Annotated in this window: 28 protein-coding genes; 20 read left to right on the forward strand and 8 right to left on the reverse strand. The window is 63.9% G+C overall.

Features of this window, described 5'->3' with window-relative positions; all coding sequences use genetic code 11:
• The first annotated feature begins 101 nt into the window (after positions 1-101).
• The 9 genes from P0D87_RS24905 to P0D87_RS24945 all read left to right on the forward strand — a co-directional run bounded on the left by P0D87_RS24905 (position 102) and on the right by P0D87_RS24945 (position 8,959).
• Entirely contained in the window at positions 102-1,877 is a 1,776-nt protein-coding gene (locus P0D87_RS24905) for a methanol/ethanol family PQQ-dependent dehydrogenase (RefSeq protein WP_029969950.1), read from the forward strand.
• A 52-nt stretch (positions 1,878-1,929) separates the two neighbouring features.
• Positions 1,930-2,757, forward strand: a complete 828-nt coding sequence (locus tag P0D87_RS24910) for a substrate-binding domain-containing protein (protein ID WP_321175789.1) — start codon at positions 1,930-1,932, stop codon at positions 2,755-2,757.
• Positions 2,754-3,374: a c-type cytochrome gene (locus P0D87_RS24915; RefSeq protein WP_053857758.1), complete on the forward strand. Its 621-nt coding sequence runs from the start codon at positions 2,754-2,756 to the stop codon at positions 3,372-3,374. The genes P0D87_RS24910 and P0D87_RS24915 overlap by 4 nt, the downstream gene beginning before the upstream one ends.
• A gap of 1 nt (position 3,375) precedes the next feature.
• Positions 3,376-4,443: a cytochrome c oxidase subunit II gene (gene coxB / locus P0D87_RS24920; RefSeq protein WP_171800282.1), complete on the forward strand. Its 1,068-nt coding sequence runs from the start codon at positions 3,376-3,378 to the stop codon at positions 4,441-4,443.
• Positions 4,444-4,454: 11 nt separating this feature from the next.
• Positions 4,455-6,380 (forward strand): cytochrome c oxidase subunit I, encoded by a 1,926-nt coding sequence (gene ctaD / locus P0D87_RS24925; protein WP_053858979.1) that lies wholly within the window; start codon positions 4,455-4,457, stop codon positions 6,378-6,380.
• A complete protein-coding gene (locus P0D87_RS24930) occupies positions 6,377-7,015 on the forward strand; it encodes a cytochrome c oxidase subunit 3 (protein ID WP_053857759.1) in 639 nt (212 codons plus the stop codon). The genes ctaD and P0D87_RS24930 overlap by 4 nt, the downstream gene beginning before the upstream one ends.
• A gap of 10 nt (positions 7,016-7,025) precedes the next feature.
• Positions 7,026-7,355, forward strand: a complete 330-nt coding sequence (locus P0D87_RS24935; RefSeq protein WP_029969942.1) for a hypothetical protein — start codon at positions 7,026-7,028, stop codon at positions 7,353-7,355.
• Positions 7,356-7,372: 17 nt separating this feature from the next.
• Positions 7,373-7,798, forward strand: coding sequence for a c-type cytochrome (locus P0D87_RS24940; protein ID WP_321175791.1), 426 nt, complete (start codon positions 7,373-7,375; stop codon positions 7,796-7,798).
• Between the two features lie 285 nt (positions 7,799-8,083).
• Entirely contained in the window at positions 8,084-8,959 is an 876-nt protein-coding gene (locus P0D87_RS24945; protein ID WP_006048327.1) for a lipid A biosynthesis lauroyl acyltransferase, read from the forward strand.
• A gap of 21 nt (positions 8,960-8,980) precedes the next feature.
• On the opposite strand, the gene P0D87_RS24950 is transcribed toward P0D87_RS24945, so the two are convergent.
• From P0D87_RS24950 to P0D87_RS24960, 3 genes are all read right to left on the reverse strand, one after another.
• The gene (locus tag P0D87_RS24950; protein ID WP_006048326.1) at positions 8,981-9,451 is read right to left on the reverse strand and encodes a YaiI/YqxD family protein; all 471 of its coding nucleotides are present in this window, start codon (positions 9,449-9,451) and stop codon (positions 8,981-8,983) included.
• A gap of 114 nt (positions 9,452-9,565) precedes the next feature.
• On the reverse strand, positions 9,566-9,760 hold the full coding sequence (locus P0D87_RS24955) for a hypothetical protein (RefSeq protein WP_053857760.1): 195 nt from the start codon (positions 9,758-9,760) through the stop codon (positions 9,566-9,568).
• 539 nt (positions 9,761-10,299) lie between these two features.
• Positions 10,300-11,895, reverse strand: coding sequence for an MFS transporter (locus tag P0D87_RS24960; RefSeq protein ID WP_321175792.1), 1,596 nt, complete (start codon positions 11,893-11,895; stop codon positions 10,300-10,302).
• Between the two features lie 120 nt (positions 11,896-12,015).
• On the opposite strand from P0D87_RS24960, the gene P0D87_RS24965 reads away from it, so the two are divergent.
• Positions 12,016-12,915 (forward strand): LysR family transcriptional regulator, encoded by a 900-nt coding sequence (locus P0D87_RS24965; protein WP_006048322.1) that lies wholly within the window; start codon positions 12,016-12,018, stop codon positions 12,913-12,915.
• Positions 12,916-12,939: 24 nt separating this feature from the next.
• Positions 12,940-13,449, forward strand: coding sequence for a GNAT family N-acetyltransferase (locus tag P0D87_RS24970; protein ID WP_029969936.1), 510 nt, complete (start codon positions 12,940-12,942; stop codon positions 13,447-13,449).
• A 15-nt stretch (positions 13,450-13,464) separates the two neighbouring features.
• Here P0D87_RS24970 and P0D87_RS24975 read toward each other — a convergent pair whose 3' ends face one another.
• Positions 13,465-14,658 carry a porin gene (locus P0D87_RS24975; protein ID WP_082366956.1) on the reverse strand — a complete coding sequence of 398 codons (1,194 nt, stop codon included), beginning with the start codon at positions 14,656-14,658 and terminating at the stop codon, positions 13,465-13,467.
• A gap of 272 nt (positions 14,659-14,930) precedes the next feature.
• Positions 14,931-16,289, reverse strand: coding sequence for an MFS transporter (locus P0D87_RS24980; RefSeq protein WP_053857762.1), 1,359 nt, complete (start codon positions 16,287-16,289; stop codon positions 14,931-14,933).
• A gap of 213 nt (positions 16,290-16,502) precedes the next feature.
• Between P0D87_RS24980 and P0D87_RS24985 the strand changes: the two genes are divergently transcribed.
• From P0D87_RS24985 to P0D87_RS25015, 7 genes are all read left to right on the forward strand, one after another.
• A complete protein-coding gene (locus P0D87_RS24985) occupies positions 16,503-17,690 on the forward strand; it encodes a CaiB/BaiF CoA transferase family protein (protein ID WP_053857763.1) in 1,188 nt (395 codons plus the stop codon).
• A gap of 38 nt (positions 17,691-17,728) precedes the next feature.
• Positions 17,729-18,373 (forward strand): carboxymuconolactone decarboxylase family protein, encoded by a 645-nt coding sequence (locus P0D87_RS24990; protein ID WP_053857764.1) that lies wholly within the window; start codon positions 17,729-17,731, stop codon positions 18,371-18,373.
• Positions 18,374-18,557: 184 nt separating this feature from the next.
• Positions 18,558-19,322, forward strand: a complete 765-nt coding sequence (locus tag P0D87_RS24995) for a GntR family transcriptional regulator (protein ID WP_053857765.1) — start codon at positions 18,558-18,560, stop codon at positions 19,320-19,322.
• A gap of 110 nt (positions 19,323-19,432) precedes the next feature.
• Entirely contained in the window at positions 19,433-20,050 is a 618-nt protein-coding gene (locus tag P0D87_RS25000) for a glutathione S-transferase N-terminal domain-containing protein (protein WP_053857766.1), read from the forward strand.
• A gap of 4 nt (positions 20,051-20,054) precedes the next feature.
• The gene (locus P0D87_RS25005) at positions 20,055-20,972 is read left to right on the forward strand and encodes an amidohydrolase family protein (protein ID WP_051154040.1); all 918 of its coding nucleotides are present in this window, start codon (positions 20,055-20,057) and stop codon (positions 20,970-20,972) included.
• A gap of 50 nt (positions 20,973-21,022) precedes the next feature.
• The gene (locus P0D87_RS25010; RefSeq protein ID WP_029969922.1) at positions 21,023-21,784 is read left to right on the forward strand and encodes an enoyl-CoA hydratase-related protein; all 762 of its coding nucleotides are present in this window, start codon (positions 21,023-21,025) and stop codon (positions 21,782-21,784) included.
• A gap of 90 nt (positions 21,785-21,874) precedes the next feature.
• Positions 21,875-22,327: a winged helix-turn-helix transcriptional regulator gene (locus P0D87_RS25015; protein WP_006048319.1), complete on the forward strand. Its 453-nt coding sequence runs from the start codon at positions 21,875-21,877 to the stop codon at positions 22,325-22,327.
• Between the two features lie 86 nt (positions 22,328-22,413).
• Here the strand turns inward: P0D87_RS25015 and P0D87_RS25020 are convergent, their stop codons facing one another.
• Positions 22,414-23,319, reverse strand: coding sequence for a LysR family transcriptional regulator (locus P0D87_RS25020; RefSeq protein ID WP_029969921.1), 906 nt, complete (start codon positions 23,317-23,319; stop codon positions 22,414-22,416).
• Positions 23,320-23,449: 130 nt separating this feature from the next.
• Here P0D87_RS25020 and P0D87_RS25025 point away from each other — a divergent pair, with 130 nt between their 5' ends.
• The gene (locus P0D87_RS25025; RefSeq protein WP_053857767.1) at positions 23,450-23,848 is read left to right on the forward strand and encodes a RidA family protein; all 399 of its coding nucleotides are present in this window, start codon (positions 23,450-23,452) and stop codon (positions 23,846-23,848) included.
• Here P0D87_RS25025 and P0D87_RS25030 read toward each other — a convergent pair.
• Entirely contained in the window at positions 23,814-24,716 is a 903-nt protein-coding gene (locus tag P0D87_RS25030; protein ID WP_053857768.1) for a LysR family transcriptional regulator, read from the reverse strand. The two genes, P0D87_RS25025 and P0D87_RS25030, sit on opposite strands and share 35 nt — an antisense overlap.
• Before the next feature lie 169 nt (positions 24,717-24,885).
• Between P0D87_RS25030 and P0D87_RS25035 the strand changes: the two genes are divergently transcribed.
• Positions 24,886-25,068, forward strand: a complete 183-nt coding sequence (locus P0D87_RS25035; protein ID WP_053857769.1) for a hypothetical protein — start codon at positions 24,886-24,888, stop codon at positions 25,066-25,068.
• 14 nt (positions 25,069-25,082) lie between these two features.
• On the opposite strand, the gene P0D87_RS25040 is transcribed toward P0D87_RS25035, so the two are convergent.
• The gene (locus P0D87_RS25040; protein WP_053857770.1) at positions 25,083-26,297 is read right to left on the reverse strand and encodes an MFS transporter; all 1,215 of its coding nucleotides are present in this window, start codon (positions 26,295-26,297) and stop codon (positions 25,083-25,085) included.
• Between the last annotated feature and the right edge of the window lie 88 nt (positions 26,298-26,385).

A 26,385-nucleotide genomic window follows, 5' to 3' on the forward strand; every position in this document is an offset into this window, starting at 1 on the left:
GACGCCGCCAGTTCGACTCACACGCCGCTGCCGCTTCGATCTCACCCTCATGCACGAATTTTGCTGGATGCGCCTCGAGTGCCTTGCAACGGGAGCGCATCATGGCGTGGGCCAGACCGGTACGGAACCTGATGGCGGCGTTAGCGGCGGCGTCGCTCGCCTATGGTTCGACGGCCTGCGCTCAGACCAGCGACGGCGACTGGCCGATGGCGGCGAAGAATTACCAGAACACGCGCTACAGCGAACTCGCTGAAATCAACACATCGAATGTGAGCCGGTTAAAGCCCGCGTTCACCTTCTCGACCGGCGTGCTGCGCGGCCAGGAAGCGGCGCCGCTCGTCGTGTCGAATACGATGTTCATCGTCACGCCGTATCCCAATCGCGTGTATGCGCTCGATCTGACGAAACCCGGCGCTCCCGTCAAATGGCAGTTCGATCCGGCGCCCAACGCGAGCGCGCAGGGTGTCGCGTGTTGCGACGTTGTGAACCGCGGCGCTGCGTATGCGGACGGTCGAATCTTCATCAACACGCTCGACGCACAAACCATCGCGCTCGATGCCGCGAGCGGCAAGGAATTGTGGCGCACGCGGCTCGGCGACATCAGCCGCGGCGAGACGACAACGATGGCGCCGCTCGTCGTCAAAGGCAAGGTGCTGGTCGGCAATAGCGGCGGCGAACTCGGCGTGCGCGGATGGCTGACCGCGCTCGACGCCGCGACCGGCCGCATCGTCTGGCGCGCGTACAGCACGGGGCCCGACAGCGACGTGCTGATCGGCGATCAGTTCAAGCCCTGGTACGGACAGGACAAGGGCAAGGACCTCGGCGTGACGACCTGGCCGTCCGGTGCGTGGAAGATCGGCGGCGGCAATGTGTGGGGCTGGATTTCCTACGACCCCGACGCCAACCTGATCTATTACGGCACCGCCAACCCCGGCCCGTGGAATCCCGAGCAGCGTCCCGGCGACAACAAATGGACGGCCGGCATTTTCGCGCGCGATCCCGACACGGGGCAGGCGCGCTGGTTCTATCAATGGAGCCCGCACGATCTGCACGACTACGACGGCGTCAACGAAAATGTGCTGTTGACGCTCACCGTCGGCGGCAAGCCGAGGCAAGTGCTCGTGCATCCGGATCGCAACGGCTACGTGTACATGCTCGACCGGTTGACCGGCGAAGTGTTGTCGGCGAAACCGTTTGTTCATATCACGACGAGCGAGGGCGTCGATCTCAGGACGGGGCTGTTGAAATACAACCCGGCAACCGAACCGAAGGTCGGCCATTCGGTGCGCAACATCTGTCCGGTGTCGCCTGGCGGCAAGGACTGGCAGCCGTCCGCGTGGTCGCCGCGCACGGGCCTGCTGTATATCCCGCACCAGAATCTGTGCGAGGACGCCGAGGCTTACGCGACGAGCTACATCGCGGGTACGCCGTACGTGGGCGTCGATACGAAAATGTACGCCGGGCCCGGTGGCAATCGCGGCGAGTTCTCCGCGTGGGACCCGATTGCGGGCAAGAAGGCGTGGTCGATCAAGGAAGACTTTCCCGTGTGGAGCGGGGCGCTTGCCACGGCCGGCGACGTCGTTTTCTACGGCACGATGGACGGCTGGTTCAAAGCCGTCGACGCGCGCAGCGGTGCGCTCTTGTGGCAGTTCAAGACAGGCTCCGGGATCATCGGCCAGCCGGTTGCGTATCGCGGCCCGGACGGCAAGGAATACATCGCGATCCTCGCGGGCGTCGGCGGATGGGCCGGCGCGATCGTCTCGAACAATCTGGATCCGCGCGACGGCACCGGGGCGAAGGGCTTCGTCAACGCGATGCGCGATCTGCCGCAGCGCACGACCAAGGGGGGCACGCTCTATGTGTTCGCGCTTCCTTGAAATGTGTGTTGTGCGGCGTTGCGGTGGGCTGCCGCGTGCGGTTATTTTCGGTGTGCTGGGTTTGCTCGCCGTTGCGCTTGGCGCATGCGCTCATCGACCTGTCGACGAAGCCGCGTCCGGCGCGACCGAACTGCGCGTCTGCGCCGATCCCGACAATCTGCCGTATTCGAAGGAAGACGGCAGCGGCTTCGAAAACCGCATCGCGCAGGTGCTCGCAAGCGACCTGCATCTGCGCCTCACTTACGCGTGGCTTCCGCAACGCCGCGGGTTCGTGCGCAAGACGGTCGGCGCGGGCTTATGCGATGTGTTCATCGGCGTGCCCGACGGCTTCGAGCGTCTGCTGCTGACGCGGCCTTACTATCGGTCGAGTTATGTGTTCGTGCAACGCGCGGCGGACCCGCCACTCGAAGGCTTCGAGCCGCGCGCGCTGTCGCAGCGCCGCATCGGCGTGCAACTGATCGGCGACGACCTCGCGGCGACGCCGCCCGCTTACGCGCTCGCGCGTGCGGGCGCGACCGACAACGTGACCGGCTATACCGTCTACGGCGACGGCCCCGCGAGCGAGCGCATGGTGAACGACATCGCGGCGGGCCGCATCGACGTCGCGCTTGGCTGGGGTCCGCAGCTTGCGTACTTCGCGACTCGCGCCGCTGTGCCGCTGACAGTCGAACGGGCCCGCCCGCCGGCTGGTTCGGCGCTGCCGTTCGAATTCTCGGTGGCGGTCGGCGTGAACCGCGCGAAGCCGGCGTTGCGCGATGAACTGCAAGCGGCGCTCGATCGTCGGCACGCGGAGATCGATGCTATTCTCGCGGACTACAACGTGGTTCGCGTGGACGCGCCGCGCGCAGTGTCGTCGGCTGCGAGGGAGAGTGCGCGATGACAGCCGCCCGCTTTCGTCGACAGATGCCTCGGGCGCTCTGGCTCATCGCGCCGGTCGTGATCGCGAGCGTCGCGTGCCTCGCGGGCTGCGAACGCGAGCAGCGGCAATTGCACACGCCGCCTCCGGCTGCATCGGCGGCGTCCGCGGTGACCATGAGTTCGATACAACCGGTCGCTTCCGCCGTGACGACGAGCTCGACTCAACCCGTGGCCGCCGCTGTGAGCGCTACCGTTAGCAATCCCTATGAAAATAACGCGTACGCGGTCTCGCAAGGCAAGCGCCTGTTTCGCGCGTACAACTGCAGTGGTTGTCACGCGCAAGGCAGCGGCGATTCGGGTCCGGCGCTGATGGACGATAAATGGATTTACGGCGCGGACCCGGCCAGCGTGTTCACGACCATCAAGCAAGGCAGGCCGAACGGCATGCCGGCGTTCGGCGGCCACGTTTCCGACGATCAGATCTGGCAAATCGTGGCCTACGTCCGTTCGATGAGCGGCCAGTTGCGCTCCGATATCGAACCACCGCGCAGCGACAGTCTGCAGGCCGGCAAGCCCGAACAACGGCGCCCGCCGGAAGAGCCGAAGCGCTCTTCGGCGCCGCCCGCCGCGGAGCACTGACATGACTGCGCGAGTCGTTCTTCCGCTATCCGGCGCTGCCGCCATCGCAACCGCAACGGCAACCGTTCAGTCGGCGTGGGCCGCGCCATTGCAGGATGCGCTGCGACCGGCCGGTGTCCAGGCGAGGACCATCCTCGATCTGTTGAATCTGACGGTGATTGTCTGCACGGCAGTCTTCGCCGCCGTGCTGATCGCCTTCTTCTGGGCGCTGTGGCGCGCGCCGCGAGGCACGCGCGAAACGCCCGCCGATATGTCGACCGAGGCGGACTCCGCCGTGGGTCCGAAAGCGGTCGCGGAACCTGGCCTGAGAAGGGCGGTCATCGTCGCGACGATCGTGTCGACGGTATTGCTCTTCGGCCTCATTTTCGCCGACGTGCTGACCGACCGCGCGCTCGCGCGGCTTTCGATGCGCGATGCCGTGCAGATCGAAGTGACCGCGCATCAATGGTGGTGGGAGATACGGTACAACGACCCGCAAGCGTCGAACGTGTTCATTACGGCCAACGAGATGCACATTCCGGTCGGACAGCCCGTGCTCGTCACGCTCAAATCGTCGGATGTGATTCACTCGTTCTGGGTGCCGAATCTGCACGGCAAAAAAGATCTGATTCCCGGCCGCACCGCGACGATCCGTTTTCGCGCGGACCACGCGGGCGAGTATCGCGGCCAGTGCGCCGAGTTCTGCGGTTACGAACATGCGTTGATGTCGTTCCTCGTGATCGCCGAGACACCGGATAAATACGCGGCCTGGCTCGCGCATCAGCGCCAGGATGCGCCGCCGCCGTCGAACGAACTCCAAACGCGCGGCGAGCAGATTTTCCTCACGCACAGTTGCGCGATGTGCCACACGGTGCAGGGCATCGGTGCGAACGCGGTGCTCGGGCCGGACCTGACTCATGTTGCAAGCAGGCAGACGCTGGCTGCGGGCACGCTGCCGAATACACCAGGACACCTCGCCGGCTGGATCGTCGACGCACAGCGCATCAAGCCCGGCACCGTGATGCCTCCCAACCCGCTGGCGCCCGATGAACTGCACGCGCTGCTGGCCTACATGGCGACGCTCAGATGAATCATGCCTCGATGACGGACCGGTTCGACGTGATCGACGAACCGCAAACCGACCCGCAGGAAGCCGACAGGCTCGAAGCAACCTGGCGCGACCCGCCGGGCTTCCTGGGCGTGTTCGCCGCGATCAATCACAAGACGATCAGCCGCCGCTTCATGACCACGACGTTCGGCTTTTTCGTCGCGGGCGGCATCCTCGCGCTGGTGATGCGCCTGCAGCTTGCGCGTCCGGGCAACCGGCTTGTCGGCCCCGACATGTACAACCAGTTGTTCACGATGCACGGCACCACGATGATGTTCCTGTTCGCCGTGCCGGTCATGCAGGCGGTCGCCGTCTACCTCGTGCCGCTGATGATCGGTGCGCGCAGCGTCGCGTTTCCGCGCATGAACGCATACGCGTACTGGGTGTTCCTGTTCGGCGGACTGATGCTGTATGTGGCCTTCGCACTCGACATCGGTCCCGACGCCGGATGGTTCGCCTATGTGCCGCTCTCGGGTCCGGACTATTCGCCGGGCAAGCGCATCGACTTCTGGGCGCAGATGATCACCTTCACCGAGTTGTCCGCGCTGCTGGAGGCCATCGTGCTGATCACCACGATCTTCAAGATGCGCGCGCCGGGCATGACGCTCAACCGCATGCCGCTCTTCGTCTGGAGCGTGCTCGTGACGTCGTTCATGGTGCTGTTCGCGATGCCGTCGGTGATGCTTGGCAGTACTGCGCTGATTCTCGACCGGCTTGTCGGCACGCATTTCTATAACCCCGGCGAGGGCGGCGACGTGGTGCTCTGGCAGCATCTCTTCTGGTTCTTCGGGCACCCGGAGGTATATCTGATCTTCGTGCCGCCGCTCGGCTTTATCTCCAGCATCATTCCCACTTTCTCGCGACGGCCCGTATTCGGCTATCCGGCGATGGTGCTCGCGCTGATCGCGACGGCGTTTCTATCGTTCGGACTGTGGGTTCACCACATGTTCGCGACGAATCTGCCCGATCTCGGCAAGAGCTTTTTTACGGCGGCGAGCATTATGATCGCGGTGCCTTCGGCGATCCAGATTTTCTGCTGGATCGCGACACTATGGACCGGACGCCTCAGCTTCAAGACGCCGATGCTGTTCGTCCTCGCGTTCTTTTTCATTCTGGTGCTGGGCGGGCTGACGGGCATCATGCTCGCGTCGGTGTCGCTCGATTATCAGGTGCATGACACGTATTTCGTCGTCGCGCATCTGCATTACGTGCTGATCGGCGGCGCGGTGTTTCCGCTATTCGGCGCGTTCTACTACTGGTTTCCGAAGTTCACCGGACGCCTGCTCGACGAGACGCTCGGGCGCTGGAATTTCTGGCTGTTCTTCATCGGCTTTAACGTCGCATTCTTTCCGATGCATCTGCTCGGGCTGCATGGCATGCCGCGCAGGGTGTACACGTATCCGTCCGGAATGGGATGGGACACGATGAATCTGACCGCGACGATCGGCGCGTCGATTATCGCCGTGAGCGTGCTGCTGTTTATCGTCAACGTGCTGCATAGCCGTCGACGAGGACTCGTTGCCGGCGACGATCCGTGGGGCGCCGGAACGCTCGAATGGAGCACCGCGTCGCCGCCGCACGCGGGCAATTTCGTGAAGGTGCCGGTCGTGCATAGCGGCTATCCGCTGTGGGACGCGCCGCGCGAACCTTCCACCGTCAGCGGACTGGATTCGAATAGCCGGCAGGTGCTGGTGACGAGCGTTCTCGACGCGATGCCGGATCATCGGCCGGTCTTTCCGATGCCCAACATCTGGCCGTTCGTGAGCGCCGTGGCGACGACCGTGTTGTTCATTGGCTCAATCTTCACGCCGTGGGCGGTGGTGTGGGGCACGGTGCCCGTCGCTATCGCAATGACCGCGTGGTTCTGGCCGCGGCGGCGCGAAACCGATCAGCATCTCGCGCTGGAGAAACGCCCGTGACTACCGTTGACGAGCGCTATGCCGAGGGTCGGCCGCGCGCGGCCCGCAAGGCGATCCACGTCGGAGAGCTGCCGACGTATGGCTTCAGCCATCGCAGCCTGATGTGGTGGGGAACGATGGGACTGATGGTGATAGAGGGGACGGTGTTCGCCATCGCCGTCATGATGTACTTCTATCTGCGCACGCTCGCATCCGTCTGGCCGATGAACGCGCCAGGCCCCGGCCTGCTATGGGGCAGCGTGAATACGGCGATCCTCGTCGTGAGCATGTTGCCGAACCATCTCGCGAAGCGCGCGGCCGAGCGGGAGGATCGCGCGGCGTCGCGGCTCTGGCTGCTGGTGTGCCTCGCGTTTTCGTTCGCCTTTCTCGGCGTGCGGGCGCTGGAGTTCAAGGCGCTCAACGTGACCTGGTACGACAACGCTTATGGGTCCGTGCTGTGGATGCTGATGGGCTTGCATACCGTTCACCTGATCACCGATACGTTCGACACAGCCGTGCTCGACGTCCTGCTGTTCACGGGGCCGCTGGAAGGCAAGCGCTATGTCGACGTCAGCGAGAACGCCGCTTACTGGTACTTCGTCGTGCTTAGCTGGCTGCCGATTTATGCAGTCGTCTACTGGGCGCCGCGTTTGTGAGGAGATCGACATGGCAGTGTGGTCCGCGCTATTGCTCGCGCCTTTCCTGACGCTCTCGAATCTGTCGCTGACCTATGCGCTGGTGCCGCGATCGTGCGATGCCGGCACGACCTGGATGCTGCACGCCGTGACGCTTGCGAGCGCGGTGTTGAGCGCGGCGGCGACGGTCGGCGCGTGGCGGCATTGGATGGGCGGCCTGTTTCCACCGGATGCCACCGCGGAAAGCACCGCGCGCGCGCATTTTCTCGCGCAGGTCGCGACGCTGGTCGGTCTGCTATCGACCTTCGTGCTGTTCGCGCAGTATCTGCCGCAATGGGTGCTTCAGCCATGCGCGCAATGACGATCCGGCGATTTCCGTTGGCACGCATCGGTGGATGCGCGAGCGGGCTGGCGGCGCGGCGAGCGACGGTCACTAAAGCGGTCCTCGCTTACGCGATGACGGGTCTCGCCGTCCTCATGCTGAGTGCTTGCGGACAAAAGACGCCGCAACGCGAGCCGTTGACCGGCGGCGATCCGGCTCGAGGCCAAGCCTTGATCGTGCACGCCGGTTGCGGCTCGTGCCACACCATCGAAGGCGTGGAAGGAGCCAACAGCCTGGTCGGGCCGCCGCTCATGGGCCTTCGTCAACGGACGTACATCGGCGGAGTTGCGGCCAATTCGGCGACCAACCTCGAGCGCTGGCTGATGCATCCGCAAGCGTTCAGCCCGCGCACCGCGATGCCCGATCTCGGCCTCACCGAGGATCAGGCGCGCGACATTGCCGCTTATCTCTATCTGCATTGAACGGGCTACAGGTGCACCGGTTTGCATCGTGGCGCGCCGGCGTCGATGCGCTCGCAAAGATTCGGGGCTCGATCGTGAAGTGAGTCGCCACTGAGCCGCCTGTTACACTGCCGGGATTCGCGAGTCGTCCCAGTCATTCGGTAATCACGCGTGGGCTGTGCGGTCCACGGTTGGTATTTCGAGCGAAGACATTCCTGTTCTTAGGCAATCGGCGGCCGTCGCAACGGTCGAACGGCGGCTGCTGCACTTCGCTTTCCAACACTTACCACCGGTAGGGGACAACCTTTGAAACGCCTCAGCCTTGCGCTCATCGTGGCGTTGCTACGCACGCTTTCCGTACTTCCTTATAAATTCGTCGCACGGCTTGGAATCGTTATCGGCACGCTGCTGTATGCGCTTCCCGGCCGCCGCAAGCACATCGTGCTGGTGAACTTGCGGCTTTGCTTCCCCGAGAAGACGGCGCACGAACATCAACAGCTTGCGAAAGCACACTTTCGTCATGTTGTCCGAAGCTATCTCGAGCGAGGCATTCAGTGGTTCGGCAGTGCGCAATCGATCCGGGACATCGTGCAGATCGAAAGCAGAATCGATCTCGACGACGAGTCCGCGCCGCCTACTATTTTCATGGGCTTTCACTTCGTGGGCATCGAGGTCGGCTGCATGCTGTACTCGACGCGCCTGCCGATTGCGTCGCTGTACACGCGCATGTCGAACGCAGGTCTATGTGAGCTGGCAAAGCGGCAACGCGGCCGGTTCGGCGCCGAGATGATCGAGCGCGGGTCGAGCGCCAAAAGGATCGTCGCGTTATTGCGTTCGGGCAAAGACGTGATGCTCGCGGCGGATATGGACCACGGCGTCGACAACTCTGTTTTCGTGCCTTTCTTCGGCGTTCCCGCCTGCACGCTGACGGCTGTTTCGCGTCTCGCGCGACTTGGGCGCGCGCGCGTCGTGCCGTTCGTGACCGAAGTGCTGCCGGATTACGAAGGCTACAAGCTGACGATCTTCGAGCCGCTCGCCGACTTTCCCTCGGACAGCGATGAGGTCGATGCGCGTCGGATGAACGCGTTTCTCGAGGAGCAGGTCGTTAGGTTTCCGGAACAATATTACTGGGTGCACCGGCGCTTCAAGCACCGGCCGCCGGGCATGGCACCGGTGTATTGAAGCGTTTGACTCGCTCGCGGCCTATCCACCTGGCGCGCGAGGCGGCGTGCCGTGACGCGCGAGGAAGCGGTCGAGTTCGCCGGCAAACGCTTTGCTGTCGCGTGCGGTGAAGGGCGCAGGGCCGCCCGTATCGATACCCGTATTGCGCAATTGATCCATCACGTCGCGCATCGTCAGACGCTCCTGGATGTTTTCGCGTGTGAACCGGTTGCCGCGCGGATCGAGCACATGCGCGCCCTTGTCGAGCACCGCGGCGGCGAGCGGTATGTCAGCCGTAATCACGAGATCGCCCGACGCGGCGAGTTCGACGATGCGCGCATCGGCCACGTCGAAACCCGCCGGCACCTGGATCGACCTGATAAACGGCGACGGCGGGGTGCGCAGATATTGGTTTGCGACCAGCGTCACGAGTATTTCGGCACGCCGCGCGGCCCGAAACAACATGTCTTTGATGACGGCGGGACAAGCGTCGGCGTCGACCAGGACTTGCATGAAGGCCATTCCAGCAGGTTAAAACGCGATCATATATCAACGGTGGCAGCGGTCCTGTGGTTGTCTCGGCGTTGGTTCGGCGTTGCTTCGGTGTACTTCGGTCGGCCGTCGTGTCTACGGCCTGGCGGCGGAACCGTCGTCGCGGCGTTGCTCGTCTTGCTGCTGTGGCTGGACACCTTCGGCGCCGCCAGGCGCATCGTCCTCGTTAGTTAGTTCGACTATTCCTTCCTCTTCCTTGACGATCGACGTTTCAACCGCGGTCGGTTTCCCCGGCCCCGACGGGCTATTGGCGTGTCTTCCTGTGCTCATAGAAATCTCCAGGCTGGATCGTGGATGACTTGGCGTTGCCGGTTCGCTCGCGAGTTGCAGCGAGCACTTCCGGCTGATTTCTCGCCGCAACCGGTATGCCACGCGCACGCCGACGCTTGCTGGATGACGCAACCGATGCGGTGTAGCAAGTACACGTCGACTCGTAAATCCTTCAATTGCGCGGTTCAACGGAGCTGGTTGCCGCCGCTATTGCGCTGACTGCCCCTGCATGTGCCGCGAAAATCGCGCTCGGGTATCGCGCTTGCGGCGTAGCGGTATTTTGTAGTCCGGCGCAAAAAAGGAGGCGCAATGAATCGAACCAAGCAATCATCCATGCCGAGCCGTGGCGAAGCCGATAGGCAACAGGCAAGCGGCGTTCGCCGCGAGCCCTCCGAGCAGGCGCGCGAAGACGCACGACGCGAGCGGCAGCAAACGGAGGTGTCCGGAAAGTCCCCGACGAGCGGCAGCGGCAACTCGCTCGGATCGGGAACCAGTCAAGCGAAAGGACGCAGTTGAGTGCGTGCTTTTTAGCGAGGCGTCTATCGGTCCGCGGCTTCCGGCACGGTTGCGTTCGTGATGCGCGTTGCAGTTTGCGGATGGGGCCGAAGGTAATACAGCGTCGCGAGCGCGGCGAGCACGGTCACGATGGCGAGTCCATCTGCGAGCAACGAGAACGCGTCGACGTATTGTTCGCGTAAGAACGCTGCGTGAACGCCTGGCAGTCGCGCCGCGGCGCCGGCGAGATCGCCGGTCGCGAGCTGCTGCGCGGCGGCCGCAAGCCGGTCCCGGTCGATGCCGGGCAACGACGGCAATGACGACAACGACGACAACGACGACAACGACGACAGCGCCGCGCGCAACCGTGCACTGACCAACGCCGAGAGCGCCGCACTGACCATCGCGAGCGCGAGCCCTTCGCCGGCCACGCGTGTCGTGCTGAAGATGCCTGTGGCCATGCCCGCGCGCTCCTTCGGCACGACGCTCACCGACAGTCCATCCATCAAGCCCCACGGCAGTCCCGCGCCGATGCCGATCGCGGCCATCGGCGCGAGCATCGCGAACGGCGTGGCGTCGGCGGGCAGTCTGCCGAGCCACACAAGCGCCGCCGCCGACATCAGCAAGCCCGCCGCCGACACGACGCCCGGCGACACATGACGCGTGAGCCACACCGCGAGTGAAGGAACGAACAGCATCGGACCGCAGAGCGCGAGCATCATCAGGCCGGAGATCAACGGCGTATGACCGTCGATGCCGACGAAGCGGATCGGCAGCAGCACCAGCAGCACAACGAAGCAATAGCAGGTCGCGATCGGCAGCATCTGCACGCCGATAAAGCGGCGATAGCGGAACAGCGACAGATCGAGCATCGGATGCGCGCTGCGCCGCTCGATCGCGACGAATGCCGCGAGCGCGAACACTGCCGCCACGAACAACGCGCGGATCGCCGGGTCCGACCAGCCGCGCGCGGGCGCTTCGAGAATGGCGACCGTGAACAGGCACAGCATCGCGGTGAAGCTGACGATGCCAGGCCAGTCGATCCGGCCCGCCGATGGATTGCGCGTCTCGCGCATCCACGGCGCCGCGAGTAGCAGGGCGATCACGCCGATGACCGCCGTCGACGCAAACACCGCACGCCAACCCGCTGCTTCGATCAACGCGCCCGCGAGTACCGGGCCGAATGCGAGTCCCACGCCGAAGGTCGTCCCGAGCAGGCTGAACGCGCGCGTTTGCGCGTGGCCGTCGAACTCCTGCGCGAGCGCGGCCGAGCCGCCCGCGAGCGCGCCGGCTGCCGCGATGCCTTGCGCGCCGCGCAGCACATCGATCCAGACGATGTCTGGTGCGATCGTCAGCAGCAGCGAAAAAAGCGCGAACGCGGCGATGCCCGCGAGGAACACGCGGCGCCGGCCGAACTGATCCGACAGCGCGCCGGCGGCCATCAGGCAACTGCCGAACGACAGCATGAACGCGTTGGTGATCCAATTCAGCGCGACAGGACTGCCGCCGAGCGCGCGGCCGATCGCGGGCGTTGCTATCGCTCCCGCCGAGAAACTGAGCGGCAGCACGACGGCTGCCGAGCACACTCCGAGCAGCACCATCCAGCGGGCTGACGCGGGTCGATCGATTGAAGAAGTCATGATGTGTCCATCCAGGCGTGACGTGATGCCGGGCAGTCTAGTTGCGGACATTCAATCGATAAATGCCCGACAGGTACAATCAATGCGGACTTTAATTCCGTAATCTGCTGAGCGCCTTCCATGGAAAATCTCACCGGTATCGTCGCGTTCGTTCATACGGTCGAAGCACAGAGCTTCGTCGGCGCTGCGCGGCGGCTCGGGCTGTCCGCGTCGGCGGTGGGCAAGAGCGTGGTTCGGCTGGAGACGCGGCTTGGCGTGCGGCTGCTGCAGCGGAGCACGCGGCGCGTCAGCGTGACGGAAGACGGCGAGCGCTTTTATGAACGCTGCCGTCGCATCCTCGACGCGCTCACCGATGCGGAAACGATGATGCTGCAAGCCAACGCCGCGCCGCGCGGCCGCCTTCGCGTCACGCTGCCGACCATCGGCTACCGCTTCCTGCTGCCGGTCGTCCCCGAGTTCATGCAGCGTTATCCCGACGTCGAGCTGGAACTGGATTTCAACGACCGCATCGTCGACGTGATCGCAGGCGGCTTTGACGCGGCCATCCGCAGCGGCGATCTCGCCGATTCACAGTTGACCGCGCGCCGTCTCGGACCTTTTCGCTTCGTGTTGTGCGCGACGCCCGCTTACTTTGCGCAACACGGCGTGCCGCGCGTGCCCGCCGATCTCGCGCGGCACGCTTGCATCCGCTTTCGCTTTCCGACCACCGGCAAGCTGCACGACTGGCAGTTCCGCGACCAGCCCGCGAACTTCGTGGCGTCGTTTCCGACGGTGCTCACCTGCAATAACATGGAGGCGTTGCGCGGCGCGACTGTGCTCGGACTCGGCATCGGCTATATGCCCGACTTCCTCGTGCGCGACGATCTCGCCGCCGGCACGCTGCGAACCGTACTCGACGCGCATCTGAAACACGAAGGCCAGTTCTCGGTGCTGTGGCCGTCGAGCAGGCAACTGTCGCCGAAGCTGCGCGTGTTCGTCGATTTCCTTGCTGAACGGCTGTTTGGCGGTCGCGAGGGTTAGCGGCAACCGGAGGAAGGCTCTTATATGCAACCTGTTTTCGAAACGCCTCGCTTGATATTGCGGCCGCGGACGCTAGCGGATACGGATGAATGTCTTGCGATGGATCGAGATCCGCTGGTCACGCGCTTCGTCGATGGGCCCTGGTCGGACGCACAGAAGCATCGCGCATTCGTCGAAGCGCGCACGCTCGGCCCGTATCCGGAGGGCATGGGCTATTGGACGATCGGAAGCCGGAATGATGCGGCGGATTTTCTTGGGTGGGTTCTCCTGATTCCCGCGGATGCTGTTGGACCGGAGATTGAAATTGGGTGGCGCTTGCCGCGAAAAGCGTGGGGCGCGGGCATAGCGACGGAGGCTGCAACAGCGGTGTTGCAGCATGCTTTCGCAACGCTGCGTTTGCACGAAGTGGTGGCTGAAATCGATCCGTTGAACCTGGCGTCTATTCGCGTTGCGGAGAAGCTTGGGTTGGTGCGGCGAGGGGATGTGGTGGGGCACGGAAGGAAGATGGTTCGGTATGCGTCGATGAACGATTAGCAGCCACGCACCCCATCAAAACTTATGCCGCATCCCTATCCGCACGACCTTGATACTGTCGGACGATGACGGTGTGAGCACGTTGATGGCTGCAACCGCCGGCCGGTTGGTCGAATCGGTGCCGGACGCATGCTGGTAGATTGCCGACACGTACACGTCGGTCGTCTTCGATAGAAAATAATGCGTGCTCGCTTCCGCCTGATGATAGGTCGCGCCGCCGTTGACGTTGTTCGCGTGGCCTCTCGTGTAATCGTAGGCGACACCGGCCATCCATGCCGGCGTGATCTGGTAGCTGAAGTTGGCTTCTGCGTTGTCGAACGTCGCGTTTCCGCTGTAGCGGGCGGGATTCGGCCCGGACGTGGTGTCGCCCATGTTGCGGAAGCTGATGTTCGAATACGTCGCGCCGAGTGTCGCCTTGCCGATCGTGTACGACGCGCCGACGCCGATGTCCTGATACGAGTGCGCCGACAGAAAGCCGCGATAGACAGGCGACGACGCATTGGCCGCCGTCGCGGCGGCAGTCGATGAGAGGTTGCTGGCGAACAGGCTCGTGTTGGGGTTGCGCACGTTCAGATAGGCCACGCCGATCGACAATGGGCCCCGCGTGTAGCCCGCGCCGACTGCCCAGATCTGGTTGCGAGTCTCGTCGCCGGCCGTGCCGCCGAAAGCATACGTGCCGCCGAACGAAAAGCCGTTGTAGTCCGCGCTCCTGAACTTCACCGAATTATTGCTGCGGAAGCTGTAGTTGAAGTTGTCCAGATCGCCCGGATGCGCGGAGATGTAGCCGCCCCACTGATTGCTGACTGAGTATTGGCTCACGAACTCGATCAGCGAATCATACTGGCGCCCGAAGGCGACTGTGCCGTACTGGCTCGTCAGGCCCACATAGGCCTGCCGGCCGAACAGCAGTCCGCCCTGGCCGAGCTTGCCGTTAGTGACGTCGAAGCCGTTCTCCAGGCGGAAGATCGCCTTCAGGCCGCCGCCGAGATCCTCGCTGCCGCTAAGCCCAAAGCGACTGCCCTGGTTGACGCCGCTCGTCATCGCGAAGAGGCGGCCGCCCGAGGCGTTCGACTGATAGTTCAGGCCGACATCCACGATGCCGTAGAGCGTGACGCTGCTCTGCGCGTGCGCGACCGTGCTTGCGGCCGCAGCAGCAGTGCTTGCGATCGCGACGGCGAGGGCGCGCGGGGAAAGTAAGCGTGATTTCATGCAAAGCCTCCGTGTGTATGTTTTGTTTATCGATGAAGCGTGCGTTGGGAGACGCGATGGCCGCGCGCAAGCGGCTCGCGCGCCGTGCGCGGGCTGCGTGCGTCAGGGAAATGCGGTGGGGTTTGCGAGGCGGCGCTGGATGCGCGAAGCGTGGCGGTGCTACAAGAGCGCGAAGCCGGGCCGGGCCGCAAAGGCCGAGCAAGCCACGCAGGCCCACGCAAGGTCACGCAAGCCACGTATCAACGGCGCGGGACGCTCTCCCGCCGCGCTACTCAGCGCCTCTGGCTGCTCGCGTCGTGCGGACCGACCGCAACAACGGTGATGGCGCCGATCAGCATCAGCGCGGCGAGGTAGTACTGGCCGGCCGCCATCGAGTGCGTCGTTTCGTTCAGCCAGCCCACAATGCCCGGGCTCACGAGGCTGCCAAGTCCCGCGAGTGTGCTGATCAGCGCGATGCCGCCGGCGGCCGCCTGCCGGCTCAGGTAGAGGCTAGGCATCGCCCAGAACGGCCCCATTGCGGCGAACGTACCGGCGGCCGTCACGGTCAGCGCGGCAACGGACAGTGCCGCGCTTCCGCCGACAAGCGGCAACGCCGCCCAGCCGATCGCAGCGGCCACCCCCGCGACTGCCGCATGCCAGCGACGCTCCTTGTGCGCATCCGAGTGGCGCGCCATCAGGTACTGGCAGACGAAGCCCGCCACGTACGGCAGCGCGGAGAGCATGCCGAGCGTCCACAGGTCGGTCACGCCGGTGCGTCGGATGATGGTCGGCAGCCAGAAGAAAACGTTGGCGGTTCCGGCAAGCAGCGCCACGCCCATGCCGGTCAGCAGATAAAAGCGCGGCGAGCGGAGCGCCGCGGCGAACGATTTGTGCTCGGTGTGGCGCGTGCTTTCGCGGTCGGCACGCAGATCGCGCTCGATGATCGCCAGCTCATCGGCAGTGAGCCACGGCGCCGAAGCCGGCGTGTCATGCAGCATCCGCGCGACGAAGAACATCAGCACGAGCGGCGGAAGTCCTTCGATCAGAAACAGCCAGCGCCAGCTCTGCAGGCCGAGCACGTCGTGCATCGTATGCATGATGAGGCCCGACACCGGGCTGCCGATCACACCGGCAATCGGAATCGAAGCCATGAATAGCGCGGTGAAACGCGCGCGCCGGGAAATGGGCACCCAGTAGGTCAGATAGAAGAGGATTCCGGGGAACAGGCCGGCTTCCGATGCACCCAGCAGGAAGCGCCACAAGTAGTAGCTATTCTGTCCCGTCATCGCGGCGAGCCCGGCGGAGCACACCGCCCACAGCAGCATGATGCGCAAAAAGGTTCGTCGCGCACCGATGCGGGCGAGCAGCAGATTGCTTGGCACTTCGAACAACATGTAGCCCGCGTAGAAAATGCCCGCGCCGATACCGAACACCGACTCCGAGAGACCCAGGTCGTGCAGGAAGCTGAGTTTCGCGAAGCCCACATTGGAGCGGTCGATGAACGCGACGATGTACAGCAGCATCAGCATCGGCATCAGGCGCCATAGCAGCTTGCGATAGACCGTCTGCTCCGCGAGTGCGGCGTCAGGTGCCGAGCCGGCGCGCGGCGCTGCTGTGTTCGCCGTTGCGTTCGCCGTTGCGTTTGTAGTCACGAATGTCTCCTGATGATTGCACGGCGCACCTGCTGATGCACTCGACAGGACGGATTACAATGCCGGCCGACGTAAAAGTCAATAACGTGACCTTTAGGGTTTTCACGAGGCCATAAAGATCATAAACATGGTTTAATAGGTAAAAGGCGCCGTGCCTCGCATGCGGCACGGCCTTCCCGGAACCAGCAACCAGCAACCAGACGGACATTCTCAATGAGCGGACCTCTTTCGCATATCCGCGTGCTCGATCTCAGCCGCATCATGGCCGGGCCCTGGAGCGGACAGATTCTCGCGGACCTGGGCGCCGACGTCATCAAGATCGAGCGGCCCGGCAACGGCGACGACACCCGCAGTTGGGGGCCGCCGTTCCTCACTGCTGCGGACGGCGCGCCCTCGAAGGAATCGGGCTACTTCCTGTCCGTGAACCGCGGCAAGCGGTCCGTGACTGTCGATCTGGCCACGGCCGAAGGGCAGGCAACGATCCGCGAGATCGCCGCGCACTGCGACGTGGTGCTCGAGAACTTCAAGGCCGGCGCGCTCAAGCGCTACGGTCTCGGGTATGACGACCTGAAGGCGGTCAAGCCCGACATCGTTTACTGCTCGATCACCGGCTTCGGCCAGGACGGACCGAAAGCCGACAACGCCGCCTACGATTTCATGATCCAGGCGATGGGCGGCCTGATGAGCGTGACCGGCGAGCGCGACGGCGAACCCGGAGGCGGCCCGCAAAAAGTGGGTGTGCCGATCGTCGACATCATGACCGGCATGTACGCCACCGTCGGCATTCTCGCGGCGCTCGCGAATCGCGCGCAGACAGGCGAGGGCGAATACATCGATCTCGCGATGCTCGACGTGCAGGTCGCGTTCCTCGCGAATCAGGCGATGAACTATCTCGTCTCGGGCAAGCCGCCCGCGCGTAACGGCAACAAGCATCCGAACATCCAGCCGCAAGACGTGTTCCGCTGCCGCGACGGCTATCTGGTGCTCGCCGTGGGCAACGACGGGCAGTTTCGTAAGTTTGCCGAAGTGATCGGCCATGCGGAACTCGCGGACGACGAACGCTTCGCGACCAACGCGCAGCGCGTGCGCAATCTGCCGGCGTTGCATGCGTTAATCAGCGCGGCTCTGGTCGAAGACGATCTGGCGGTCTGGCTCGCCAAATTGGACGCAGCGGCTGTGCCGTGCGGCCCCATCAACACGATTCCGATGGTGTTCGACGACGCGCAGGTCAAGCACCGCGAGATGCTGCGTCATCTGCCGCATCCTGTGTCGGGCACGGTGCCGCAGGTGGTGAGCCCGCTGCGTCTGCGCAATGCGCCGCTCGCCTTCGACCGCGCGCCGCCGACGCTCGGCCAGCACACCGACGAAGTGTTGCGCGAACTTGGCATCGCAGCGCGCTGACGCTGACGCGCACCGGCTTTCTGTTACGAGGACTTATCTTGGCTCGCATTCCCCTGTTTTCTCCCGATTCGATGACGCCTGAGCAGGAGCGCGTGTACCGCGCGGTGGTCGACGGTCCGCGCGGCACTGTGGTCGGGCCGCTGCGCGCGGCGCTGCATCGCCCGGAGCTGGCCGACCGCTGGCAACGCTTCGGCGAGATCCTGCGCTTCGGCACCTCGTTGCCCGCATGGGCGACGGAACTGGCGATCGTCGTGACGGCGCGGCGCTGGAACAGCCAGCTCGAGTGGCATGTGCACGCGCAGGCGGCGGCGTCGGCCGGGATCTCCGAGGCCGCGCTGGAGTCAATCCGTTGCGGCGGCGACGTGCGCTTCGACGATCAACAGCAGGCGGACATCTATGAATTCGCGCGCCAGCTTCAGCAGGGCGGCAACGTCGAGGAAGGCGTCTATCAGCGCGTGATGAACCGCTGGGGCACGGTGGGCGTCGTCGAACTCGGCGCGGTGATCGGCTATTACACGCTCGTGTCGATGACGCTCAACCTTCACGACATTCCGCTGCCCGAGGGCGTGCGTGCGCCGCTCGACGTGCTCGGCGCTCAGCACGGCGCGGACGCGGCGCAGGCGCCCGGCGAGCCGTCACTGCCCGTGCTCAAACCGGCACAGGTGACGCAGACTCAGCTTTGAGCGGGAAAGGACAATGCAGCGGAAGACCAGCGCAATGAGCCCAATGGAAACGGCAAGCATGACAACGGCCAATAAGCTAGATGACCGGCTTTTTGCTTTAAACTGGCAAAGCTCATTCTTGCGCCTAGGCGCGTCGCGTAGTGCGGCGCGCCGGCAAGCGCATTCGACCTTTTCCGGAGTTGCAATGGCGACAGAGATTGCCGTCAGGTCTTCCCCTTCAGTTCCTATTGATTTCAGCCTCAGCGGCGTCGCGCGCTACATACAGCTCGCCACGCTGTTCCGGCGGCGCATCGAAGCCGGGCAATGGACGGTCGGCCAGCAGATCCCGACGGTCGAGGAACTGGCCGACGAGTGCGCGGTCGCGCGCGCCACTGTGCGTCAGGCGCTCGACATTCTCGAAGCCGACAAACTCATCGAACGGTTCCGCGCGAAGGGCACTTTTGTGATCCAGAAACCGCAGAGCCAGTTGTGGTGCGCAGTGCCCACCGATCTGTCGGGTCTGCTGCTCGCGGCCGAAGGCGCGAGCATCGAGTTGCTGAAAACCGAGAAGGGCGTGATGCCGGCGCACGTGCAGCATGACATCGGCACGCTCGCGCCGTCGTACACGCATTGGCGACGGCGTCACTCGCGCGAAGGTCAGCCGTATTACATCGGCGACGCGTATGTCGACGAGCGGCTCACGCGGCGCATCCCCAAGTCGGCGTTCAAACGGCACACGACCATGCGAATTCTGCGTGACCTGCCAGGGCTCGAACTGAAGGAGATCGATCAGACGCTCACGGTGAGCACGGCCGACATGGATCTGTCGCGCATGCTCGAAATTCCGCTGAACGCGCCTGTCGCGCATGTCTACCGGACGGCGACCGACAAGGACGGCACGGTCGTGTTCGTCGGCAACGGCGTGTATCGCGGCGACGTCGTGCGACTCGATATCAAGGTGGAACTGTAGAGGCAGCGTCGCGATGGTATGCGACGCGCCGACGTGATAGGTCATAAGCCTAACTGATTAGTTTAATTGCGGACGGCTGCGGCCGCCGCGTCGAACCCGAGGATTGCCCGATGAAACTGCATTGGTCGCCGCGTTCGCCATTCGTCCGCAAGGTGATGGTGTGCGCCTACGAAACCGGCGTCGCGGACCGCTTCGAATGCGTGCGCACGCCGGTCGCCATGGACACGCCGAATCTTTCGCTGCTGCGCGACAATCCGCTCAGCAAGTTGCCCACGCTCGTGCTCGACGACGGCAGCGCGTTGTTCGATTCGTCGGTGATCTGCGAATATCTCGACACGCTGCATGGCGGCGCGCCGCTCTTTCCGGCCAACGGCAGCGAGCGGTTCCGCGCGTTGCAGCAGCAGGCTTTCGCAGATGGCTTGCTGGACATCTATCTGCTGTGGCGTCAGGAGCGCAACAAGCCGCCCGCGCAACAGCGCGCGCAGTGGCTCGCCGCGTTCAGCGTGAAGTCGGACGCTTCGCTCGACGCATTTGAAACGCTTGCGCCTTCGCTGCGGCTCGATGCGATCCAGATAGGCGATATCGCGATTGCGTGCATGCTCGCGTGGCTCGACTTCCGCTTGCCTGATCTTGAATGGCGCGCGAATCGTCCGCGACTGGCCGCCTGGCACGCGCGCTTCGCCGAGCGCGGTTCGATGCGCCGCACCGAGCCTGCCGATGCCGAGTGACGCGATGAGTCCTCAGTCCGCGCATACCGATCCGCTGCGTCCGACCGACGTCGTACCCGCGAAGATGCCGCACGCGCCGGCCGCCGCGCTCCCGGCCAATGCATGCGACACGCACTCGCATGTGTTCGGCCCGTACGAGCGCTTCGCGTTTTCGACGGCGTCGAGCTATCCGCCGCCGCTCGCACCGTTCGACACCTATCTGGCGATGCTCGACACGATCGGCGCAGGCCGCGGCGTGCTGGTGCAGCCCGCACCGTACGGGACCGACAACACCGCGCTCGCCGATGCACTGGTGCGCGGCCAAGGCCGCATTCGCGGCGTCGCGGTGCTCGACGCGAACGCGGACGACGCGACGCTGACCGCGCTCGAAAACAGCGGCGTGCGCGCACTGCGCTTTAACGAAATGCCGGTTCCGCAGACCGGCAAACCTTATCCGGGCAGCGTCGGCATGAGCGCGGCGCTTGCGCTGGCGAGCCGCATGCGCGACATCGGCTGGCATGCACAGGTGTGGGCCCGTTGCGCGGACGTGCCGTCGATTGCGGACAAGCTTGCGAACGTCGGGCTGCCCATCGTGTTCGAGCACATGGGCTGCTTCGATCCAGCGCTCGGCACGCGACATGCCGACTTCCAGAACCTGCTCGCGCTGCTTCGCGAAGGACGCATCGTCGTGAAGCTCGCCGTTTGCCGTGTGTCGAACCAGGCGCCGCATTACACCGATCTGCGTCCGTTCCACGACAGCATGATCGAAGCGAATCCACGGCAACTGCTGTGGGCATCGGACTGGCCGTATGTGCGAATGGGCGATGCGGCGCCCGACGTCGGCGCGCTGCTCGATACCTTCACCGAATGGGTCGACGACGCTGCGATTCGCAAGGCAATTCTCGTCGACAACCCGGCGCGCGTTTACGGCTTCGAGCGCTGACGCACGTTCAAATTCCGGCAACAGACATCGACACGCAAACAGGAGGCAGCATGTCATTGAAACTCGAGAAGCGCGACGGCGTCGCCATTGTCACGCTTGACCGTCCGCCCGTGAACGCGCTCACGCTCGCGCTCTACGCCGAGATCGCCGATCTGTTCGAAGGGCTCGGCAAGGAAATGGATGTGCATTGCGCGGTGTTCACCGGCGCAGGCCGCCGCGCATTCTGCGCCGGTCTCGATCTCGACGAGTTCCTGCGCGCGACGCCCGAGGAAGACCCGGCGCGCGCGGCGATCGTGCGGCGCACGTTTTCGTCGGTCTATCGCTGCGCGATTCCGGTGATTGCCGCGATCAACGGTCCCGCGCTCGGCGCCGGCTCGGTGCTCGCTACCGTCTGCGACGTACGCATTGCATCGAGCGCGGCTCGCTTCGGCACGCCGGAAATCAACGTCGGACGCTGCGGCGGCGCGGCACATCATGGCCGCCTGATTCCGCAAGGCGCGTTGCGTCGGATGTACTTCACCGGTGAGCCGATCAGCGCGCAGGAGGCGTTCCGGCTTGGACTCGTCGATGAGGTTGTCGAGCCGGACGAAGTCATGCCGGCCGCGCTGGCGCTCGCGGCGAAAATAGCCAAAAAGAGTCCGCTCGGTTTGCGCTACGCGAAGCAGGCGCTCAACGACATCGAATCGATGCCGCTGGAGGCCGGGTACGAACACGAGCAGGGCTTCAGTACGAGGCTCATGTACACCGAGGATGCACGCGAAGCGACGCGTGCATCGGTGGAAAAGCGCGCGCCTGTATTCAAGGGGCGTTGAAACGCAGATCAGTCGATAACCGACCCCCTCAACCTGGAAGTCAACGACCGAAATTAACTTGCGACATGCAAGCGATGTTAGAATCCAGCCATGAAGACGACGTGTAAAGAAGACCTTCGGTCCCATTGCGCGGTCAATTACGGCGTGGAGATCTTCGGCGACCGGTGGTCGCTGCTGATCATTCGCGACATCGTGTTTGCTGGCAAGAAGACGTATGGCGAATTCCTGAAATCGGAAGAGGGAATCGCGACCAACGTACTGGCTACGCGCCTTGCGTTTCTTGAAGAGCAAGGCATTCTCTCGAAGGCGCCCAGCCCCGAGGACAGGCGCAAGGATTTCTACACGCTGACCGAGAAGGGCCTCGACCTGATTCCGATCGTGCTTAGCATAGTCGTTTGGAGCGCCAGGCACGATTCGAAGTCGTACGTGAGGCGCCGCAAGGACTTCGTTGCACGTTTGAAGGCAAGCCCGGTGCAGGTGAGCGAAGAGGTAAAGGAACTGGTCCGCAATGGCGGATGTATTTTTCCTGAGAGTAGGGAGTGAGCGGGAGGCAGTCCGCGACGGGACAAGGAAGGCGTCGTTGCATCCATCATTCACTATCGCATCGACGGTGCTCAGATAGCTTCCCGTCACACGTCCCGTTCATTCATCAGTTCCACCACCCAATCAATAAACACACGCAGCTTCGCGCTGACGTGGCGGTTCGGCGGATACGCGATGTAAAGCGGCATCGGATCGAGTTGCCAGTCTTCGAATAGTGCGACCAGTTCGCGTCGTTTCAGATGCGCTTTCGACATATAACGCGGCAGCCACATGATGCCGAGCCCCGCGACTCCGGCCGCGAGATAGGCGTTGCCGTCATCCACCGCGAGCGCGTAGCGGCCTTGCACCTTTGCCGTTTCCCCTGCACGACGCATGACGGCCGGATAGAGATTGCCCGCGCGTCCCCACGAAAACCCGACAATACGATGATGCGAGTTTTCCAGTTCCGCGGGATGCGAAGGCACACCCGCCAACGCCAGATATCCAGGCGAAGCGAACACGCCGAGCGCAAGATCCGCCACGCGCCGGGCCACCATCGACTGATCGTTCGGCTCGCCGCCACGCACGACGCAATCCACGTTCTCGCCGATCATATCGACGGTGCGGTCGCTGACGCCCATGTCGAGTTGAATGTCCGGATAGCGGGCGAGAAATGCCGGAAGCGCCGGGATGAGGATCAGACGGGCGAGCGGACTCGGCACGTCCACGCGAAGGCGGCCTCGCGGTGCCGCCGATGCGCTCGAGAGACTCGTCTCGGCGTCGTCCATGTCGGCGAGCAGCCGCGTCACCCGTTCGTAATACGCGATGCCGTCCGGCGTGACGTTGATCCTGCGCGTCGTCCGGTTCAGCAGACGGACGCGTAAGCGCGCTTCCAGTTGCTGGACCAGATGCGTCACCGTGGTCTTGCTCATATGCAGCGTTTCGGCCGCTTTCGTGAAGCTGCCAGCCTCGACGACCCGGACGAAAGCGCGCATTGCGTCGAAGCGGTCCATGAACGTTTGCCTTGTGATTAGATTGTTTGCATTCTACAAATAGTCATGGACAGCGTTGATGGTTTATCGTGCGCGCGTCGATCGGTAGAGTGGGCTGATCGAAACCAGCGATCGATCAACGGAGGCGAAAGTGGCGAAGCGCGATGTGGTATTTCCGCCGGGACGTCGGGCGCTTTACGAGCGTAACCGGTATTCACCGGCCGTGAGGGCGAACGGGTTGCTGTTCGTATCGGGTCAGGTCGGCAGCCGCGACGACGGGACGCCTGAACCGGACTTGCAGGAGCAGGTGCGTCTCGCGTTTAGGAACGTGAATGCGATCCTGCACGAGGCCGGATGCACATTCGACGATGTGGTCGACGTGACCGTGTTCATGGTCGACCCGCAATCGACATTCGAGCGCGTGTGGCAGGTCGTTCCCGAGTTTTGGGGCGACGCGCCGCATCCGGCGCTCACCGCAGTCGGAGTGACATGGCTCTACGGCTTCGACTTCGAGATCAAGGTAATTGCGAAGCTTCCTCTGAACGATTGATACGTCGGTCAGGCGCGTTGGCCGGTGTCGAGCGGAAAGCACTGACCAGCGTGCGCAACGCCGCGCGGACCTGCGCGTCGGACGTCGACGAATACAACACGACTTCGCGCGACGGCAGCGGCGGCAAGCCGAGGCGCGGGCCGACATCGACCGTGCCCGGCGGCGCGACGCGCAACGCGAGGGCGGCGACCGCGAGCCCCGCTTGCGTGGCCGCGCCGATCGTCCCAATGCCGCCGCCGACGAATACTTCGACCCACGGCACGCGTGCTTCATCGAGCGCGCTCACGGCCATTGCCCGCACACGGCACGGGTGAGCCTGAGTCGCGAGCCGCAGCGGCTGCCCCGCGTGATGAACCCAGTCCGGTGTCGCTATCCAGCCGAACGGTTCATCGAGCAGCGTTTCGCCGTCGCGGCGGCTGTCGTCATGCCGCAGGACGAGCGCGGCATCCAGTGCGCCGCTGTCGAATTGCGCTTCGATATCGCGCGAACTCGATACGCGCATCTCAACCAGCAGACCCGGATCGGCGCGATGCATATGCCGCAGCAGCAGCGGCAATTCATTGCCGACGATGTGATGGCTGATGCCCACTTTGAGCGTGATGCGCTCGCGTGCCAGCGCGCTGAGCGCGTCGTCGTGCGCGCCGAGCAGATTGCGCGCGGCCTGCAGAAAGATTTCGCCCTTCGGCGACAGACGCACCATGCGCGGCGTGCGTTCGATCAGGCGGTGGCCGAGCCGTTCTTCGAGCCGTTTGAGCTTGATGCTGATTGCCGATTGCGTGCTGTCCAGCGCATCGGCCGCGCGCGTGAAGCTGCGTAGATCGGCGACCAGCACGAAGGCTTGTACCGCTTCGAAATCGAGTGTTTTCATGACGATCCATTCGATTATGTCATCACAGAAATACGCGGCAGCCGGTTTGAAAGCAGCACGTTTCGTGACACGCTAACGTCATCCGTTGCATTGCGCAAGCAGACGTGCGGCTTCCCGGCGTTTGCCGTTCGATGCATGGTCCACGATGGATCGATCACGAAGAGACGCCATGTCCGACACTGAACAGGCTCACTATGACGACGCTATTTATCCGCGCATTCCGCCGGATGGCGACCCCGTTACGTTCGACGCGCAGCAGGCATTGTTCGCGTACCTAACGGGTTTATGTTGTGGGGCATTGATCATTCTCGCGACGACCGCAGTGGTGTGCGGGGTAATGCGTTTGCTATGAGGCCCCGCGAAAGCTTACGTTCTGCGCAAATGCGGACGGAGCGCAAGCGCGAGTGGCAAGACCGCCAGCGCCGTGGCCGCGGTTGCAAGCGTGGCGCCGTGTGCGCCGATGCCGTCGCCGAGAAAACCATAAGCCACCGGAGACAGCGCGCCCGAAGCGATAGTGCCGGTATAGAAGAGCGCAAATGCCCGCTCTGTCCGCTCGACCGAAGTCAGTTCGGGCACCGTTCCATAAAGCACCGACGATGTGCCGTTGAGCATCGCGCCGAGCAGCGGCAACAAGACGAGGGCGGGCGTCAATGGCAGGTAAAGCACGGCAAGAATCAGCGCGGCCGTGCCGCCTTCGGTTGCAAACACAGTGCCGATGACGCCCATGCGTGCGCCGAGCCAGCCGCACACGAACTTGCCCGCCGCGCCTCCGATGAACACGAGCGCGAGCGCGGTGCCCATCATCGGCGGCGAGATGCCTTTCGCTTTCAGCAGGAATGGCAGAAAGGTCAATAAGCCCATGCGCACGGCGGTGTCGAGTACGCCGATGGTGAACAGCAGTGAGAAGCCCGAGCGCGAACCGTTGCTGTTGTGGCTCGGCGCTTCGGCTGTGGAAGCCTCGCTTGCTGGTATCGAAGGGAGAAAAAGTGCAATGACGACGGCGACTAAAACGCCGATGGCCGACATGGCCCAGAGCGCATGACGCCACGGCATGACGGTGATCAGAAGCGAAATAGCCGCAGGAAGCGCGGATTTTCCAAGGTCGCCTGCAAAGTTGTAGACGCTCAGCGGCCCGCGAGCGTTGCGTCCATATGCGCGCGCGACTGCTCCCGAAGCCAGCGGATGTTGCGTGCTCGAACCGCTTCCCGAGATGGCGAGCGCGACGCATAAACCCAAGAGCGTTCCCGACATGCCGGCGACGGCGTAACCCAGCGCGGCCAGCAACGTACCCAACGCGAGCGTCAGAGGTGTGCCCCACGCGCGCGCGAGGCGCCCGGCGGGCAATTGAAGCGTCGCCATGGTGCCCGCATAGACGCCGCGCACGATAGCGAGCGCGCCATAACCCAATCCGAAGTCCGTCTGCCAGACCGGCAGCAACGCGTAGATCATGTCGGTGTAGCCGTCGTGCAGCGCGTGCGCCGTGCATGAGAGCCAGAGCACGCGCGCGCGCGAAACGGAGGACGAGTTACCGGATGCGTTGGCCGCCGCCGTCGTTGGCAACGAGGAAGAGAAAGGTCTCATGGTTCAATCGAGTGGTGAAAGCGCGCGGCCTGGCGACTGCTCGAGCGTTTGTTGAAGCGCACCCATAGTCTATGGGTCGTCGGGAGCG

Origin of the sequence: Paraburkholderia sp. RL17-368-BIF-A (assembly GCF_046054045.1) — a bacterium.
Classification (GTDB): Bacteria; Pseudomonadota; Gammaproteobacteria; order Burkholderiales; family Burkholderiaceae; genus Paraburkholderia; species Paraburkholderia graminis.

Excerpts from the sequence above, each read along its gene's own strand:
- P0D87_RS25035 (WP_053857769.1), top strand. The coding sequence starts at position 24,886 with ATGTCCGACACTGAACAGGCTCACTATGACGACGCTATTTATCCGCGC.
- coxB (WP_171800282.1), top strand. The coding sequence starts at position 3,376 with ATGACTGCGCGAGTCGTTCTTCCGCTATCCGGCGCTGCCGCCATCGCA.
- P0D87_RS25000 (WP_053857766.1), top strand. The coding sequence starts at position 19,433 with ATGAAACTGCATTGGTCGCCGCGTTCGCCATTCGTCCGCAAGGTGATG.
- P0D87_RS24985 (WP_053857763.1), top strand. The coding sequence starts at position 16,503 with ATGAGCGGACCTCTTTCGCATATCCGCGTGCTCGATCTCAGCCGCATC.
- P0D87_RS24950 (WP_006048326.1), bottom strand. The coding sequence starts at position 9,451 with ATGCAAGTCCTGGTCGACGCCGACGCTTGTCCCGCCGTCATCAAAGAC.
- P0D87_RS25015 (WP_006048319.1), top strand. The coding sequence starts at position 21,875 with ATGAAGACGACGTGTAAAGAAGACCTTCGGTCCCATTGCGCGGTCAAT.
- P0D87_RS25020 (WP_029969921.1), bottom strand. The coding sequence starts at position 23,319 with ATGGACCGCTTCGACGCAATGCGCGCTTTCGTCCGGGTCGTCGAGGCT.
- P0D87_RS25010 (WP_029969922.1), top strand. The coding sequence starts at position 21,023 with ATGTCATTGAAACTCGAGAAGCGCGACGGCGTCGCCATTGTCACGCTT.
- P0D87_RS24995 (WP_053857765.1), top strand. The coding sequence starts at position 18,558 with ATGGCGACAGAGATTGCCGTCAGGTCTTCCCCTTCAGTTCCTATTGAT.
- P0D87_RS24905 (WP_029969950.1), top strand. The coding sequence starts at position 102 with ATGGCGTGGGCCAGACCGGTACGGAACCTGATGGCGGCGTTAGCGGCG.
- P0D87_RS25005 (WP_051154040.1), top strand. The coding sequence starts at position 20,055 with ATGAGTCCTCAGTCCGCGCATACCGATCCGCTGCGTCCGACCGACGTC.
- P0D87_RS24975 (WP_082366956.1), bottom strand. The coding sequence starts at position 14,658 with ATGAAATCACGCTTACTTTCCCCGCGCGCCCTCGCCGTCGCGATCGCA.
- P0D87_RS24965 (WP_006048322.1), top strand. The coding sequence starts at position 12,016 with ATGGAAAATCTCACCGGTATCGTCGCGTTCGTTCATACGGTCGAAGCA.
- P0D87_RS24960 (WP_321175792.1), bottom strand. The coding sequence starts at position 11,895 with ATGACTTCTTCAATCGATCGACCCGCGTCAGCCCGCTGGATGGTGCTG.
- P0D87_RS25040 (WP_053857770.1), bottom strand. The coding sequence starts at position 26,297 with ATGAGACCTTTCTCTTCCTCGTTGCCAACGACGGCGGCGGCCAACGCA.
- P0D87_RS24970 (WP_029969936.1), top strand. The coding sequence starts at position 12,940 with ATGCAACCTGTTTTCGAAACGCCTCGCTTGATATTGCGGCCGCGGACG.
- P0D87_RS25030 (WP_053857768.1), bottom strand. The coding sequence starts at position 24,716 with ATGAAAACACTCGATTTCGAAGCGGTACAAGCCTTCGTGCTGGTCGCC.
- P0D87_RS24955 (WP_053857760.1), bottom strand. The coding sequence starts at position 9,760 with ATGAGCACAGGAAGACACGCCAATAGCCCGTCGGGGCCGGGGAAACCG.
- P0D87_RS24915 (WP_053857758.1), top strand. The coding sequence starts at position 2,754 with ATGACAGCCGCCCGCTTTCGTCGACAGATGCCTCGGGCGCTCTGGCTC.
- ctaD (WP_053858979.1), top strand. The coding sequence starts at position 4,455 with ATGACGGACCGGTTCGACGTGATCGACGAACCGCAAACCGACCCGCAG.
- P0D87_RS24935 (WP_029969942.1), top strand. The coding sequence starts at position 7,026 with ATGGCAGTGTGGTCCGCGCTATTGCTCGCGCCTTTCCTGACGCTCTCG.